Source organism: Gordonia hongkongensis (genome assembly GCF_023078355.1).
GTDB lineage: Bacteria > Actinomycetota > Actinomycetes > Mycobacteriales > Mycobacteriaceae > Gordonia > Gordonia hongkongensis.
Map to the genome: position 1 here is coordinate 942,616 of NZ_CP095552.1, position 15,322 is coordinate 957,937.

Here is a 15,322-nt window from a genome sequence, read left to right on the forward strand (position 1 = left end):
GGTCAGCGCATGAGGCCGGAGAGCACGCCCGAGATGGCGGCCCGGACATCCGTGGTCTCGATGCGCATCAGGTCGTCCTGGCTGAGTGAGTCGAAGTCGCCTGCGGTGCTGAGCCGGAACTCGCGCTCCTCCTCGGCCGCCTCGATGATGTTGCGGATGAAACGGCCGTTGCCGGCGAGATCGGTGGCGCGCCGCGCGGTGCCCTGATGCTCGCGGACGTCGTGGTACAGCGGAGCGCACGCCTGCTCGATCTCGAGCATCGCCTCCCGCGTCAACGACGAATCACGTTTGCGCGCAATGAAATCAGCGATGCGGGCGAGCTCGTCGGGAGTGTAGGAGTCGAACCGCACCCGGCGCGCGAAGCGCGACGCCAGTCCGTCGTTGGAGGCGAGGAACCGATCGATCTCGGCGTCGTAGCCGGCGATGATCACGACCAGCCGGTCACGGTCGTCCTCCATCCGGGCCAACAGGGTGTCGACGGCTTCGCGACCGAACGCGTCGCCGCCGGACAGCCCCTGCTGGATGAGCGTGTACGCCTCGTCGATGAACAGGACGCCGTCCATCGCGGAGTCGATGAGCGCCGCGGTCTTGATGGCGGTGCTGCCGAGGTGTTCACCGACCATGTCGCGGCGGGTGGCCTCGACGACCTTGTCGGACTTGATGAAGCCGAGGCCGCAGTAGATCTTGGCGACGATGCGGGCCACGGTCGTCTTGCCGGTGCCGGGCGGTCCGGTGAAAGCCAGGTGCAGGCTGCGGGCCGACGTCGACAGCCCGCGGTCGGCGCGGACCTTCGCCAGGGTCGCGGTGGACTGCAGTTTGGCCACCTGCTGCTTGACCGACTCGAGCCCGATCTGTTCGGCCAGTTCCCGTTGCGCCTCGGTCACCAGCGAATTCTGTTCGGCGGGGTCCCCGGAGGCCGACACCAGGGACTCGGCGCGATCGGGCACCGACTTCGGGTCCCACCGGTCGGTGCGTTCGGCGATCTGCTCGGGCGTCGTGGGGGGCATCCGGTAGGAGGGCGACCGGATGGCGTCGGCCGCGCCGGTCAGCGACGGGTCACGGGCGTAGGCCTGCTCGAACATCGACTTCGCCTTCTCCTCGTGGCCCTGCTCGCGCAGCGCGAGGCCGTAGACGAAGATCGCCTGCGTCGAACAGGACGGGATCGGGCCGTCGACCGCGTTCTGCAGGCGCCGCATGCCCTCGCCGTGCATGCCGAGATGCACGCACGACGTCCCGGCCATGAAGTCGGCGACGGCCTGCATGTACGGGTCGTTCCACCGGTCGGACCTGGTCAGCGAGGTCAGGACGTCGGGCCAGCGCTGGGTGGCGAAGTGCAGGAACGCGCGGACGAAATCCACGATCGGCACGCGGTGCGCCGCGGGTACCTCGTCGAGGACCTCTTCCGCACCGGCGAAGTCCGCGCCGCGGACCAGACTGGCCGCGTAGGCCGCGGTCGCCTCGACGGCATTCGACGCCGGGAAGTCGATCAGCATCCCGGTGTACCAGCGCCCCGCGATCGTGCCGGGCGGGAGCCCGAGCCGGCGCTGCTCCGCGCCGATCGACCCGCGGGCACGATAGAGGCCCAGGAGGACCTCATTGCTGCTGTCGCCGCAGGCCAGCCGGCCGATCCAGGCGTCGCCCAGGGCCGGGTCCCATTCGGTCGCTCGAGTGAAGGCCTTGGCGGCCTGAGCGGGATTGTCGACCGGTTCCTGACCTTCGACCGGGATGTTCAGGGACAGGACGCCGAGTTCGAAGAGTGCCCTCGCCTTGCGGACATCGGCCATCGTTTCCCCCTGTGTCGTCCCATCGGCGCACACCGACCCCGAACCGTTCTCCCCGGGTACCACGACGACACACCCCGGGGGCGGTCGCCGGAGACAGAGTATCGCTAGACCGGCGTGACATCCGTCGCAGATCTCCCAGGGTGCGCACCCGAGGCGCCCCGGCGGCCGCAACCGCCCGCGCACGCCTAGACTTGTCCGGGTGAGTGCCCAGGTGGATACCGTCTCAGCCGCTGCCCAGACCCCGGACCATCCGCAACCCTTCCGCGAACTCGGTCTCAAGGACGACGAGTACGCGCGCATCCGCGAGATCCTGGGTCGCCGGCCCACCGACGCGGAGCTCGCCATGTACTCGGTCATGTGGTCCGAGCACTGCAGCTACAAGTCGTCGAAGGTGCACCTGCGCTACTTCGGTGAGACCACCACCGACGAGATGCGCGCGAGCATGCTGGCCGGCATCGGCGAGAACGCCGGCGTCGTCGACATCGGCGACGGATGGGCGGTGACCTTCAAGGTCGAATCGCACAACCACCCGAGCTACGTCGAGCCGTACCAGGGCGCCGCCACCGGAGTCGGTGGCATCGTGCGCGACATCATGGCCATGGGCGCACGCCCGATCGCGGTCATGGATCAGCTGCGCTTCGGCCCGGCCGACGCCCCGGACACCCGGCGCGTCGTCGACGGTGTGGTGCGCGGCGTGGGTGGCTACGGCAACTCCCTCGGCCTGCCCAATGTCGGCGGTGAGACCGTCTTCGACGCCAGCTACGCGGGCAACCCGCTCGTCAACGCGCTGTGCGCGGGCGTGCTGCGCACCGAGGACCTGCACCTGGCCTTCGCCTCGGGCGCGGGCAACAAGATCATCCTGTTCGGTGCACGCACCGGGCTCGACGGCATCGGCGGTGTCTCGGTCCTGGCGTCGGAGACCTTCGACGATTCCGAGGGCTCGGGTCCGAACCGCAAGAAGCTGCCCAGCGTCCAGGTCGGCGACCCGTTCACCGAGAAGGTGCTCATCGAGTGCTGCCTCGAGCTCTACCACGCCGGACTCGTCGTGGGCATCCAGGATCTCGGCGGTGCCGGGTTGTCCTGCGCCACGAGCGAACTCGCCGCAGCCGGTGACGGCGGCATGCACATCGACCTGGAGAAGGTGCCGATGCGCGCCGAGGGCATGACCCCGGCGGAGGTGCTCTCCAGCGAGTCGCAGGAACGCATGTGTGCCGTCGTGACCCCGGACAACGTCGAAAAGTTCCTCGAGGTCTGCCGCAAGTGGGATGTGCTCGCGACCGTCATCGGCGAGGTCACCGACGGCGATCAGCTGGTCATCACCTGGCACGGCGAGACCGTCGTCGACGTGCCGCCGCGCACCGTCGCCCACGACGGTCCGGTCTACGAGCGTCCCGTCGCCCGGCCCGACTGGCAGGACACCGTCATCGCGTCGACGACCGAACCGCTGCAGCGCCCGAGCACATCCGACCAGCTGCGCGAGACGCTGCTGGCCATGCTGGCCTCGCCCGCGCTGTGCAGCCGCAAGTTCATCACCGACCAGTACGACCGCTACGTGCGCGGCAACACCGTCCTGGCCGAGCACGCCGACTCGGGGATGATCCGCATCGACGAGGAGTCCGGGCGCGGCATCGCACTGGCGACCGATGCGTCGGGCCGCTACACCTTCCTCGATCCCTACCGCGGCGCGCAGCTCGCGCTTGCCGAGGCCTACCGCAACGTCGCGGTGTCCGGGGCGACGCCGAAGGCCGTGACCAACTGCCTCAACTTCGGTTCCCCGGAGGACCCGGCGGTGATGTGGCAGTTCCAGCAGGCGGTCCGGGGGCTCGCCGACGGCTGCGCCCAGCTCGGCATCCCGGTCACCGGCGGCAACGTGAGCTTCTACAACCAGACGGGTGCGACGGCCATCCTGCCGACCCCGGTCGTGGGCGTCCTCGGCGTCATCGACGATGTGCACCGCCGCATCCCGACCGGCATCGGCACCGAACCCGGTGAGACACTCATCCTGCTCGGTGAGACCCGCGACGAATTCGACGGCTCGATCTGGGCCCAGGTCAGTCACGACCACCTCGGTGGCGTCCCGCCGCAGGTCGACCTCGAACGCGAACGTCTGCTCGCCGAGATCCTGTCCGCATCGTCCCGCGACGGATTGATCTCCGCGGCACACGATCTCAGCGAGGGTGGCCTCATCCAGACCGTCGTCGAGGCGGCCCTGGCCGGCGAGACCGGGTGCCGCGTCCTGCTGCCCGAGGACGCCGACCCGTTCGTCTGGCTGTTCTCCGAGTCTGCCGGGCGCGTGCTCGTGGCGGTCCCGCGCACCGAGGAATCGCGGTTCACCGCCATGCTCGACGCGCGTTCGATGCCGTGGACACGCATCGGTGTGGTCGACCAGGGCAGCGACGCCGTCGAGGTCCAGGACTACTTCTCGGTGCCCCTCGCCGAACTCCGTGAGGCGCACGAGGGCACCCTCCCGAGGTTGTTCGGCGACACGGTCTAGGACACGCCGTAGTTGCATCACGCAACGGTCCGGCCTGCGAGGATTCCGTTGTATGTCAATGGAATCAATATCGTTTCCAGGCATGTCGCGCCCGGTGATGAACGGTTACGCTCCTGGAGTTCTCTGACCGAGTCGAAAGGGCGCAGATGAGCTACCCCAATGATCCGAACCAGCCGCCGAACTACGGCGCGGGTGGCTACGGACAGCAGCCGTACGGCGGGTTCCCGGGCGGGAATCCGGCCGGCCCGGAACCGGACAACAACCTCGTGTGGGCGATCCTGTCCACGGTGCTCTGCTGTCTGCCGCTCGGGATCGTGTCGATCGTGAAGTCGACCTCCGTCAGCAAGCTGTGGGCCGCCGGCGACTACGCCGGTGCGCAGAAGGCGGCCGACGAGGCGAAGAAGTGGGCGATGTGGAGTGCGATCTCGTCGGTCATCATCTGGGTCCTGATCATCATCGTTTATGTCGTCCTCTTCGTCATCCTCCTCGGCGCCTCCGCGACCACGTCCACGTACTGAGCGTTTCGAGAGGGCCGTCCTCGGACGGGCCTCGGCTCTCTCGAAGCATCGGTACCTCGGTCCGGCGACGGTCGTCGCCGGTACCGGGATGGTCTGTGCGGCCGTGTGGTTCGCCGATCCGACGACACCGGGCGGTGCCCTGCCGGTCTGTCCGACCAAGCTGATCTTCGGGGTGACGTGTCCGGGCTGCGGGTCGCTACGGGCGATCTACTCGCTGCTGCACGGCGATGTCCCGGCGGCGCTGCACTACAACGCCGTCGGGGTGCTCGCAATGGGGTTGCTGCTCTTCGCCTTCGGCGCGTACTGCCTGCGACTGTGGACCGGCCGCCGGGTTCGCAGCTGGCAGCACCTTCGCTACTCCGGGGTCGTCGTGCTGGTGGTCGTGCTGGCCTGGTTCGTCGTCCGCAACATCCCTGTCGAACCGTTCTGGTCACTGCACGTCTGAGCGTCGGCTGCTGCCGCGGATCCAGCGCACCAGCCGCGAACCGGAATCGCGTGCGGGGGCATCGAGGTCGAGCGTCGCCAGGGCCTCGGGATCATCGGTCGTGATCTGGTCGACCCGTAACTCCAGCAGTCGCCTGATGTCCGGGATGACCCGCGGTCCGACCCGCGTCACCGTGTACCCGTCGACGAGCCGACCGCGCTCGTGGAACGCGCCGATCAGGTCGTGGCCGCGGTGGTCGGCCGCCAATATCAGCCGGTTCTCCAGGTACACCATCTCGGCCTCCGGCGATGCCGCCACCGCGCGATCGACGAAGCCGTCGAAGTCCCCGGAGCGGATCGCCGCGTCGGCGGCACCGTGATGGCAAGGGTCGTAACCGATCCGGATGCCCGGTGCGGCCGAGGTCAACGTGTCGACCGCCGCGGCGTCGCCGCACGACAAGATGTAGTGCCGAGCGGGGATGCGACACTGCGGGCGAACACCGCCACGGCCTGGGGATCGAGCGCGGCGTCGTCCTCCTTGAAGTCGAGCTGGAGGGACGCGGTGGGGGCGATGTCGACGCCGTCGAAGAGTTCGGTCAGGTCCTCGAGCAGGAGGACGTGCTCGTCGACGGGCCGGCCACGGTTGTCCCGCAGGGACAGTTCCCGCAGATACGACGCCGGGAGCGCGGACACCGCGCCGGTGCCGGTGGTGGCGTGGTCGACCGTGCGGTCGTGCAGGACGGCGAAACCGCGCTCGGCGTGGATCACCAGATCGATCTCGACACTCGCGCCGAGCCGCATGCCCTCGACGATCCGGGTCGCGGTGAACGCCGTGTCGTCGGCGCGCCGCCGGCCCCGGTGCCACTTGAGCATCGTCCGATGGCCGTCGTGGTCGATGTGGATCGGGGCGGCGGGGTCCGGGGGCGACGTGGCGGTCACAGCTCCCGACTCTAGCGAGGCGCATCTCGCCGAATCGGCACGGCGAAGTTGGAACGTGTTCTAGTTTGGATCGCATGACATTGCGCGTGGTCGAGTGGTCGACCGGAACCGTCGGACGACATGCCATCGCCGGGATCGACGCCCGGCCCGACCTCGAACTCGTGGGTGTGTGGGTGTCCGACCCCGCCAAGGTCGGCAAGGACGCCGGCGAACTCGCCGGGCTCGACCGTGAGCTGGGTGTCGCGGCGACCGGCGACCGCGACGCGCTGATCGCCCTGAAACCCGACTGCATCGTGCACACCGCGATGACCGACGACCGCGTGCTGGAGTCGATCGAGGACCTCATCCACTTCGTGGAGAACGGGATCAACGTGGTGTCGAGCGGACCGGTGGTCCTGCAGTTCCCCCATGGCATCCTGCCCGACTCGCTGCTGGATCGGATCGCCGCCGCGGGTGCGGCGGGTGGCGCGAGCCTCCACGTCAACGGCATCGACCCGGGTTTCGCGAATGACGCACTGCCGCTGGCGATGACGAGTCTCTCCCAGCGCATCGACGAGATCCGCTGTCAGGAGATCGCCGACTACTCGACCTACTACCAGCCGGTCGTCATGCGAGACCTGTTCGGCTTCGGGCAACCACTGGACGCCACGCCGCTGCTGTTCGCGCCGGGCATCCTGTCGATGGGGTGGGGGAGTGTCGTGCGACAGATCGCCGCGGGCCTCGACCTCGTGCTCGACGAGCCGCTTGTCGAACGCGTCGATCGGGTGGCGGCCGATCGTGACTACTCCACGGTCTCCGTCGAGATCCCCGAGGGCACGATGGCCGCGGTGCGCTTCGAGGTCGTCGGCCAGGTCGACGGCGTGGATCGCGTTGTGCTGGAGCACTACACGCGCACCCATCCCGACCAATGCCCGGACTGGCCTACCCCGCACGAGGGCGACGGTTGCTATCGCATCAGCATCTCCGGAGAACCCGAGATGACCGTCGAGTTCGGGCATCACGGCGAGAACGGCGACCACAACGTCTCCGGCATGATCGTCACCGCGATGCGTCTAGTCAATTCCGTTGCGGCGGTTGTCGATGCGAAACCCGGCCTGGTCACCGCGCTCGACCTCCCGCTCGTGACGGGTCGGGGGCTCTTCGTGCAGAAGTAGCCGCGCTCGACGACGGCGGGCGATGTGATCCGACAGGCGCGAGTCATCGACTGGCGAGTAACTCCATGAGGTGTGCTTCGACGAGGGACGGCCTGGGTGTGCGTGGTCCTGGGCGGGGTGGTCGGACGTCGATGACGTGGCTGGTTTTCAACCATGATCGGCGCGCGTCATGTGGGCGTGGCTCATCGCCGGACGTGGTGCGTCCGTGGATCTCTCGCCGCACCTGTTCTAGGTGGGCCTGCAACCGCTTGGGTATGTCGGGTCGGCGGTTGATGTGTTCGGGGTTGGGTGGCGCGCCGGGTTCGGCGTTGAGTCGCCAGGCGCAGCGGCCTTCGTCGGGTCCGTCGCGGACTACCCGTGTTGTGTATTGGCCGGGCTGGTCGCCGACCATCCGGTTGTGTCGGGGACAGGCCGGTGCGAGGTCGTCGATGTCGGTGAGACCGCCTTTGGCCCAGTCCTTCTGGGCGTGATGCATGTCGACCTGGGTGGCGGGCTGATCGCAACCGGGAGCCGAGCACACCTCCCCGTCAGGGCGGGCGAACGAGACGAGGCGTTGTTCGCGGGTGGCGAGGCGTTTGCCCCGTCCGAAGTGCAGCGGGACGGTGGTGGCGTCTTTGAAGATCGCGAGCCAGGGTTGCATGTCGGCGGCCATCGCGATCAGGTCCCGGATGGGCAGCAGGGTGCCGGTGGCGGTGGTCGCGAGTCCGGCTTCGCGGATCAGGTCCCCGAGGTCGGCTTTGATGATCAGCTGCACGGGCAGCCCGCGGTGCGAGGTGCCGAGAGTCCCGTCGGCGAAACCGGCGGCCAGGGCGGCGTCGAGGGCGTCGTGATTGGTCTGGGCGAGAGTGCGTCCGTCGCGGTCGGCGGCGGCGGTCAGGGCGTCGGGGTCGGCGGTGCCGGCCGGCCCGTGGGGCGACTGGGGGTCGTCGGGGTTGTTGAGTCCGGGTTTGCCCCACACGGCGAACATCATGGTGAGCCGGGCGGCGAGTGCGGGGGTCAGGGTGCCCGATATTTTGGCGGTGCCGTCGGCTCGTTGCCGGCCGATCCACAGGCCGCGGCGTCGTTTCTGGTCGGTGTCGTCTGACAGTGTGCCGTCGGGGTCGAGGTGGGCGAGCAGGCGGGCACCGAGCTGGGTGATCTCGGCGGGGGTGTGGGCTTCGGCGATCTCGGCCATCTGTCGTTCGGCGGCGACCTTGATGTCGTGGTCGATGGTGCCCGGGATGCGGTCGAGGACGTCGAGGGTGGCTTGTACGTGGGCGGTGCCGACTGCGCCTTGTGCGAAAGATTCGGCGAGGCAGGGGTATTCGGGTGGGAGGACCTCGCCGCCGAGGCTGGTCCGGTGGGCGGTGGCGTCCATCTGCTTACGGCGGCGCATCGGGTTCGACACCCGTAGCCGATGTGTCATGAACTGCATCAGGGTGCGGCAGCCGGCCTTGCGGGGCAGATCACGAGCCTCGACCTGATCGATCTGCCGGTCACCGGCGACGGTCAGACGTGCGATGGCGCGTTCGGTCTCCGCGGCGACGTCGATCAGTTCTTCGTCGGTGCACGAGGACAAGTCGACGGTCTGTAGTTCGTCGAGGTTCGCGTGTAGTTCGGCGACGAGTTCGGCCGCGCGGGACACGGGCGCGCCGTGGTCGGCGAGTGGTGTGGTGCTGGGCATGACGGTCACCTCCCCCGAGAACCGTTGCTGCGAATGTACGTTCGAGTGTACACGAGTTCGGCTGACTTGGCCACGAAAACAATTGCCCGGCAATGTGAATCAGATTCATTGTGTTGCGGGAGCTTGTCGGTGGCGACCGGTAGGATTCGGCGGGGCGATGAGGGTTGTCGGTTGGGTCAAGCGAACACGATCACCACGACGGCAGCCCGCGTGCCTCGAGCTGCGCACGCAGTCGCTCCCGGCCATGTAACGACTCGGCATCGGCGAGACGAGCGAGAACCTTTGTGCTCCAGTCTCCCTCGAGGCCGTACCGACGTTGTAACCGGACAGGACCTCGTCGTATGCCTCGACGTGGGAGTCCGCAGACTCGGCGTCGTAGGTCTCGTGGTGGAGAACCGCCGCTTGGGGCAGGCGGGGTTTGATACCCGCGGGCTCGGTCGGATCGGGTCGTCCGATCGCCAGACCGAAGGTCGCGACCGCATGGTCGGGTAGGCCGAGTTCGTCGGCCACCGCCAGGGGGTGGTTGCGGATCGACCCGACGAACACCGTTCCGAATTCCAGGGATTCGGCGGCGACGACTGCGTTCTGGGCGGCGAGCGCGGTGTCGACGAAACCGACGATCGTGGATTCGAGGTTGCCGGTGCCCGCGGGCGGGGCCGCCGCCCGACGACGTTCAGCCCTGGCGCGCCTTGAATCTGGGGTTGCCCTTGTTGATCACGTAGATGCGCCCCTTGCGCTTGACCACTTGTGAACCGGGTTGGTTCTTCAACGACCGGATGGATGCACGGACCTTCAACGGAGCCTCCTTAATGGAAATTGTTTCCATTAAAGCAGGTCCGTCGACGAGCGCCGAGGCGGGTGTCAGACCTCCCAGGTGTGCACCGGCTCGCCCTCGTGCATCTGGGTGACGTAGTCGCGGAGCATCCCGTGCAGCGCCTGTGTCCGGCTCTCGCCCGCGCGTTCGCGGGCCGCGACCGCCTGGCGTTGCCAGACCGATCCCGTCTGGCGGGAGATGCAGCGGCCCTCGATGACCGACAGGTAGCGCTTGCGGGCCTTGTCGGAGACGCCGAACCGCTGCAAACCGTCCTCGGCGAGCACGAGCAGCCGGCGCAGGACGAGTTCGTCGGGTCGCACCCAGCCGACGTCGGGCCAGTACAGCTGCGACTCCATGCCGGTGCGGGCGCCGGACTGCAGGTTCTCGGCGGCGGCGTTGAACGACATCCGCGACCACAGCGGCCGATCGGATTCGACGAGGCCCCGGACGACGCCGTAGTAGAACGCGGCGTTGGCCATCGTGTCGACGACCGTGGGACCGGCGGGCAACACGCGGTTCTCGACGCGCAGGTGGGCCTGTCCCTCGTGGATGTCGTAGACCGGACGGTTCCAGCGGTAGACGGTCCCGTTGTGCAGACGCAGTTCGTCGAGGGTGGGGATGCGTCCGTCGTCGAGCTCGGCGAGCGGGTCGGTGTCGGTGCAGACGGGGAGGAGCGCGGGGAAATAGCGCGTGTTCTCCTCGAAGAGGTCGAAGATCGTGTTGATCCACCGCTCTCCGAACCACACTCGCGGCCGGACACCCTGGTTCTTCAGCTCCAGCGGCCGGGTGTCGGTGGCCTGTTCGAAGACCGGGATGCGGCTCTCGTGCCACAACGCGGTCTCGGCGAGGAAGGGCGAGTTCCCGGCCAGGGCGACCTGCACCCCGGCGATGGCCTGTGCCGCATTCCAGTGCGAGGCGAAGTCTTCCGGCGCCACTCGGAGATGGAGCTGCAGGGATGTACAGGCCGCCTCGGGCAGGATCGAGTCGGTCGACGTGCGCAGGTGCTCGGTGTCGTGGGTGTCGGTCAGCGGGATGCCGGTGATGTCGATCTCGAGATCCTCACCCCGGGCTGCGAAGATCTGCTCGTTCAGCAGGTCGTAGCGCGGGTTCGCCGAGATCCAGTGATGCGCGAAGTGTTCGGACTTCAGTGTCGGCAACATGCCGATCATGACCAGGTGGCTCGACGTCTGTGCGGCCCGCTGCTCGGCCCGGTTGAGCGACGTCCGCAACGCCTGCTCGAGCGAGATCGTATCGTCGGTCGTGAACGGTCGCGGCGAGACGTTGATCTCGATGTTGAACTGGCCGAGTTCGGTCTGATAGTCCGGATCGGCGATCGCCTCGAGGACGGCGGCGTTCGCCATCGCGGGCTGCATGTCCTCGTCGACGAGGTTCAGTTCGACCTCCATGCCGAGCAACGGCTTCGGCGGACGGCCCTGATCGGTGAACAGCCCGTCGGCGAGCATCCGCGCGATCGCTTCCGTGCCGCGACCCACCTGACGCCGGAAACGAACCCGGTCCTCGCCGGTGAACTGCTGTTTGGACACCTCGGCTCCCATGCGGTCAATACTGCCCGATCCGCATCGGCGCGAACCCTCTTGCGAAGATGGCGGAGTGCCACCACGCAGGAGAGTGGACCCCGCCGAGGTCCGGGCCGCGGTGCTGGCCGTCTCGGACTGGCTCGTCGACCCGACCGTGCCGACCCCGGGACGCGCCGCCCTCGCCGACGCCGTCCGTCGATCGGCCCGGTCACTCGAGCAGCTCGCCCCCGGGAACTCGGTCGAGGTCCGGGTGCCTCCGTTCGTCGCGGTCCAGTGCATCGAAGGTCCCCGTCACACCCGCGGAACGCCGCCGAACGTCGTCGAGATGGCGCCGCGGACCTGGCTGCTCCTCGTCGCCGGTGTCCTCACCTACGACGACGCCCTCGCCGCGGGCCTGGTGGATGCGTCCGGGCATCGCGCGGCACTCATCGCCGACCTGCTGCCGCTCATCCCGATCGGCCCGCCGGGCGACCGGGAGTAGGAGTGTGATGCATCACTCGACCGGGGCGTCGGGAATGACCCGCCGGTCGACACCGCTGGAAGATTCGCATCGGGAGCCGACCGACCCGTAAACTCACGCATGTCTCCCAGCCCACTCGACGGACCGATTCGCAGCCCCAGGGAGCTAGTCGATGCCTGATCATTCGATCGCCCACATGAACCTGCTCGCTGCCACGACGCCGGCGGGCGGATGCTCCGCACGTGGCTCGGGTGCGATCAATCCGGCCCCGCTGGACGATCTCGAGAACGAACCGCGTGAGGAATGCGGTGTCTTCGGTGTCTGGGCGCCCGGCGAGGACGTCGCCAAGCTGAGTTACTACGGCCTCTACGCCCTGCAGCACCGCGGCCAGGAAGCCGCGGGCATCGCCGTCGGCGACGGCAGCCAGGTGGTCGTGTTCAAGGACCTCGGACTCGTCAGCCAGGTCTTCGACGAGCAGACCCTGGGTGCGATGAGCGGGCATGTGGCGATCGGCCACTGCCGGTACTCCACCACCGGCTCGACGACCTGGGAGAACTCGCAGCCGATCTTCCGCACCACCGACGCCGGGACCGGCGTGGCCCTGGGCCACAACGGCAACCTGGTCAACACCGCGGACCTCGCGGCGCGTGCGCGCGAGCAGGGGATCAAGAGTTCGGCAGCGACGTCGGACTCCGATGTCGTCGGTGCGCTCCTCGCGCACGGCGCCGCGGACAGCTCGATCGAGCAGGCCGCGATGGAACTGCTGCCGACCCTCAAGGGCGCGTTCTGCCTGACCTTCATGGATGAGCACACGCTCTACGCCGCGCGCGATCCGCACGGTGTGCGCCCGCTGTCACTCGGCCGCCTCGACCGCGGCTGGGTCGTCGCCTCGGAGACCGCCGCCCTCGACATCGTGGGTGCGTCGTTCGTCCGCGACATCGAGCCGGGCGAGCTCCTGGCCATCGACGCCGACGGCGTCCGCAGCACGCGCTTCGCCGAGCCGACCCCCAGCGGGTGCGTCTTCGAATACGTCTATCTCGCCCGTCCCGACTCGGTGATCCACGGTCGTTCGGTGCATTCGACCCGCGTCGAGATCGGTCGCCGACTCGCCAAGGAACACCCCGCCGAGGGTGACCTGGTCATCCCGGTACCGGAGTCGGGCGTGCCGGCGGCCGTCGGATTCGCCCAGGAATCCGGGATTCCGTACGGCCAGGGACTGATGAAGAACGCCTACGTCGGCCGTACCTTCATCCAGCCGTCGCAGACGATCCGCCAGCTCGGTATCCGCTTGAAGCTCAATCCGTTGCGCGAGGTGATCCGCGGGAAACGGCTCGTCGTCGTCGACGACTCGATCGTGCGCGGCAACACCCAGCGCGCGCTCATCCGGATGCTGCGCGAGGCCGGTGCCGCCGAGGTGCACGTCCGCATCGCGTCGAGCCCGGTCCGGTGGCCGTGCTTCTACGGGATCGACTTCGCGTCCCCGGCGGAACTGATCGCCAACGGCATGGAGTCCGAGGCCGGAATGGTCGAGGGGGTCCGGCAGGCCATCGGTGCCGATTCGCTGGGTTACATCAGCATCGACGAGATGATCAACTCGACCGGGCAGGCCGCGTCGAGCCTCTGCGCTGCGTGCTTCGACGGCAAGTACCCGATCGAGCTGCCCAAGGAGACCTCGATGGGCAAGGCGGTCCTCGAACAGATGCTGGCGAGCGCGGCCGGCGACCGCTCGGTGGACCCGCTGACCCAGCCGAACGACAACGTCAGCGCGGTCATGCGGCCCTGATTTCGTGCCGTAGGCCCTCCGGTACCGTATGACCCGTCGGCGAACACGCCGGAAACAACGTTCGACCGAGATTTTCTGGAACGGGAGTGCTGCGGTGATGACGGAGCGGGATGCTGCTGCCGACGAGACGGCCGGGAGCTCGACACCGGCGTCGTATGCGGCGGCCGGGGTCGACATCGACGCCGGTGAGCGGGCTGTGGAACTCATCGCGCCCCATGCCAAGCGTGCGTCTCGCCCGGAGGTTCTCGGCGGGATCGGCGGTTTCTCCGGTCTGTTCGCACTCAAGGGCAACTATCGGGAGCCGGTCCTGGCCGCTGCCAGCGACGGCGTCGGCACCAAGCTCGCCGTTGCACAGGCCATCGACAAGCACGACACCGTCGGCCGCGATCTCGTCGCGATGTGTGTCGACGACCTGGTCGTCTGCGGCGCCGAGCCGCTGTTCCTGCAGGACTACATCGCGGTCGGCAAGGTGGTCCCCGAGACGGTGGCCCAGATCGTCGCCGGCATCGCCGACGGCTGCGTCGAAGCCGGTTGCGCCCTGCTCGGCGGCGAGACCGCCGAACACCCCGGCCTGATGCAGGACAACCACTACGACATGTCCGCCACCGCGGTCGGTGTCGTCGAAGCCGACAACGTGCTCACCCCGGACCGCGTCCGCGCCGGCGACGTCGTCATCGGCATGGGGTCGTCGGGATTGCACTCCAACGGGTATTCGCTCGCCCGCAAGGTGCTGCTCGAGTGGGGTCACATGGACCTGTTCGGTCATGTCGAGGAGTTCGGTCGCACCCTGGGCGAGGAGCTGCTCGAGCCGACCCGGATCTATGCCCGCGACTGCCTGGCCCTGATCGCCGAGGCTGACGTGCGTACATTCGCGCACATCACCGGCGGCGGCCTCGCCGAGAACCTCGCGCGTGTGATCCCGAACGGGCTGGTGGCCGAGCTCGAGCGCAACACGTGGACGCCGGCCCCGATCTTCGCGCTCATCGGTCAGCGCGGCCGGGTCGAACAGCTCGAGATGGAACGCACCTTCAACATGGGCGTCGGCATGGTGGCGGTCGTCGCGCCGGAGGACACCGACCGCGCGCAGGCCGTGCTGACGGCACGGCACGTCGACAACTGGGTCCTCGGCACCGTCAAGCGCGCGAGTGACCGCTCGGACAACGACTCTCGCGTCACCCTGCTCGGGGAGCACCCGCGCTTCTAGCGCGATCGGTGAATCCGCAACTCTCGCAGAGACATTGGAGCGGGGGAGCAGCCGCACACACAACACCGACGCCCGCCGGAGGGGATTCCCTCGGCGGGCGTCGGTGTCTGTTCATGACGGGATCACCCCGGAACGGTCGCATGAGCACGCACCACCCATCAGAAACGGGTGGTGCGTACGAAGTCATGGTCCCGCGTCGCCGCGGGTCCGCTCATGCGGAGAAAATGTGGGGTGATCCCGGGCGTCGAGAGATCAACACCCGAAGAGTGTGCGCGTCAAGCGCGTCGCCACTCCTCTTCGTCCACCCAGTCGTCCACCGGATCCGGTCGTTCTACAACCGGATCGCCCTGTCCGGAGAGCTCACGCTGCAAGCTTTCCAGGTCGGTGTTCGGAGTGGAGTACTTCAGCTGACGTGCAACCTTCGTCTGCTTTGCCTTTGCCCGGCCGCGGCCCATATGGGACCCCCTCGCACAATGACGGGGCGGCCAAACAATTGGCGGCCCCGTTCTCTTGAAGTAATTCTGTCGTGGGGACCAGTCTAGCGCGCC

Annotated in this window: 13 protein-coding genes and 1 pseudogene; 7 read left to right on the plus strand and 7 right to left on the minus strand. The window is 68.1% G+C overall.

Translation table 11 applies throughout. The features are described 5' to 3' along the window. Positions 1–2: 2 nt before the first annotated feature. The gene (eccA, locus tag MVF96_RS04340; RefSeq protein WP_247451373.1) at positions 3–1,784 is read right to left on the minus strand and encodes a type VII secretion AAA-ATPase EccA; all 1,782 of its coding nucleotides are present in this window, start codon (positions 1,782–1,784) and stop codon (positions 3–5) included. A gap of 199 nt (positions 1,785–1,983) precedes the next feature. Between eccA and purL the strand changes: the two genes are divergently transcribed. The 3 genes from purL to MVF96_RS04355 all read left to right on the plus strand — a co-directional run bounded on the left by purL (position 1,984) and on the right by MVF96_RS04355 (position 5,241). After that, the gene (gene purL / locus MVF96_RS04345) at positions 1,984–4,278 is read left to right on the plus strand and encodes a phosphoribosylformylglycinamidine synthase subunit PurL (RefSeq protein WP_176455858.1); all 2,295 of its coding nucleotides are present in this window, start codon (positions 1,984–1,986) and stop codon (positions 4,276–4,278) included. Positions 4,279–4,424: 146 nt separating this feature from the next. After that, on the plus strand, positions 4,425–4,796 hold the full coding sequence (locus MVF96_RS04350) for a CD225/dispanin family protein (RefSeq protein ID WP_247451375.1): 372 nt from the start codon (positions 4,425–4,427) through the stop codon (positions 4,794–4,796). A gap of 88 nt (positions 4,797–4,884) precedes the next feature. Beyond that, positions 4,885–5,241: a DUF2752 domain-containing protein gene (locus MVF96_RS04355; protein WP_247451377.1), complete on the plus strand. Its 357-nt coding sequence runs from the start codon at positions 4,885–4,887 to the stop codon at positions 5,239–5,241. Here the strand turns inward: MVF96_RS04355 and MVF96_RS04360 are convergent. Beyond that, positions 5,227–6,092, minus strand: a pseudogene (locus MVF96_RS04360) (glycerophosphodiester phosphodiesterase). The gene MVF96_RS04355 and the pseudogene MVF96_RS04360 overlap by 15 nt on opposite strands. Positions 6,093–6,232: 140 nt before the next feature. Between MVF96_RS04360 and MVF96_RS04365 the strand changes: the two are divergent. Next, the gene (locus MVF96_RS04365) at positions 6,233–7,312 is read left to right on the plus strand and encodes an NAD(P)H-dependent amine dehydrogenase family protein (protein WP_068972219.1); all 1,080 of its coding nucleotides are present in this window, start codon (positions 6,233–6,235) and stop codon (positions 7,310–7,312) included. A gap of 43 nt (positions 7,313–7,355) precedes the next feature. Here MVF96_RS04365 and MVF96_RS04370 read toward each other — a convergent pair whose 3' ends face one another. The 4 genes from MVF96_RS04370 to MVF96_RS04385 all read right to left on the minus strand — a co-directional run bounded on the left by MVF96_RS04370 (position 7,356) and on the right by MVF96_RS04385 (position 11,345). Next, the gene (locus MVF96_RS04370; RefSeq protein ID WP_247451379.1) at positions 7,356–8,975 is read right to left on the minus strand and encodes an HNH endonuclease signature motif containing protein; all 1,620 of its coding nucleotides are present in this window, start codon (positions 8,973–8,975) and stop codon (positions 7,356–7,358) included. Positions 8,976–9,080: 105 nt separating this feature from the next. Beyond that, entirely contained in the window at positions 9,081–9,596 is a 516-nt protein-coding gene (locus MVF96_RS04375) for a nitroreductase family protein (RefSeq protein WP_336287427.1), read from the minus strand. 52 nt (positions 9,597–9,648) lie between these two features. Then, a complete protein-coding gene (ykgO, locus tag MVF96_RS04380; protein WP_033205406.1) occupies positions 9,649–9,771 on the minus strand; it encodes a type B 50S ribosomal protein L36 in 123 nt (40 codons plus the stop codon). Positions 9,772–9,836: 65 nt separating this feature from the next. Then, positions 9,837–11,345, minus strand: a complete 1,509-nt coding sequence (locus MVF96_RS04385) for a glutamate-cysteine ligase family protein (protein WP_247451380.1) — start codon at positions 11,343–11,345, stop codon at positions 9,837–9,839. 55 nt (positions 11,346–11,400) lie between these two features. Between MVF96_RS04385 and MVF96_RS04390 the strand changes: the two genes are divergently transcribed. From MVF96_RS04390 to purM, 3 genes are all read left to right on the plus strand, one after another. Further along, entirely contained in the window at positions 11,401–11,808 is a 408-nt protein-coding gene (locus tag MVF96_RS04390; protein WP_159370132.1) for a sterol carrier family protein, read from the plus strand. A gap of 151 nt (positions 11,809–11,959) precedes the next feature. Further along, positions 11,960–13,570, plus strand: coding sequence for an amidophosphoribosyltransferase (gene purF, locus MVF96_RS04395; RefSeq protein ID WP_247451382.1), 1,611 nt, complete (start codon positions 11,960–11,962; stop codon positions 13,568–13,570). A gap of 97 nt (positions 13,571–13,667) precedes the next feature. After that, positions 13,668–14,774 carry a phosphoribosylformylglycinamidine cyclo-ligase gene (gene purM / locus MVF96_RS04400; protein ID WP_065629158.1) on the plus strand — a complete coding sequence of 369 codons (1,107 nt, stop codon included), beginning with the start codon at positions 13,668–13,670 and terminating at the stop codon, positions 14,772–14,774. Positions 14,775–15,049: 275 nt separating this feature from the next. Here purM and MVF96_RS04405 read toward each other — a convergent pair whose 3' ends face one another. Further along, on the minus strand, positions 15,050–15,229 hold the full coding sequence (locus MVF96_RS04405; RefSeq protein ID WP_010842099.1) for a DUF3073 domain-containing protein: 180 nt from the start codon (positions 15,227–15,229) through the stop codon (positions 15,050–15,052). Positions 15,230–15,322: the final 93 nt, after the last annotated feature.

Excerpts from the sequence above, each read along its gene's own strand:
- MVF96_RS04385 (WP_247451380.1), bottom strand. The coding sequence starts at position 11,345 with ATGGGAGCCGAGGTGTCCAAACAGCAGTTCACCGGCGAGGACCGGGTT.
- MVF96_RS04350 (WP_247451375.1), top strand. The coding sequence starts at position 4,425 with ATGAGCTACCCCAATGATCCGAACCAGCCGCCGAACTACGGCGCGGGT.
- eccA (WP_247451373.1), bottom strand. The coding sequence starts at position 1,784 with ATGGCCGATGTCCGCAAGGCGAGGGCACTCTTCGAACTCGGCGTCCTG.
- MVF96_RS04370 (WP_247451379.1), bottom strand. The coding sequence starts at position 8,975 with ATGCCCAGCACCACACCACTCGCCGACCACGGCGCGCCCGTGTCCCGC.
- MVF96_RS04365 (WP_068972219.1), top strand. The coding sequence starts at position 6,233 with ATGACATTGCGCGTGGTCGAGTGGTCGACCGGAACCGTCGGACGACAT.
- MVF96_RS04405 (WP_010842099.1), bottom strand. The coding sequence starts at position 15,229 with ATGGGCCGCGGCCGGGCAAAGGCAAAGCAGACGAAGGTTGCACGTCAG.
- purM (WP_065629158.1), top strand. The coding sequence starts at position 13,668 with ATGACGGAGCGGGATGCTGCTGCCGACGAGACGGCCGGGAGCTCGACA.
- purF (WP_247451382.1), top strand. The coding sequence starts at position 11,960 with ATGCCTGATCATTCGATCGCCCACATGAACCTGCTCGCTGCCACGACG.
- MVF96_RS04355 (WP_247451377.1), top strand. The coding sequence starts at position 4,885 with ATGGTCTGTGCGGCCGTGTGGTTCGCCGATCCGACGACACCGGGCGGT.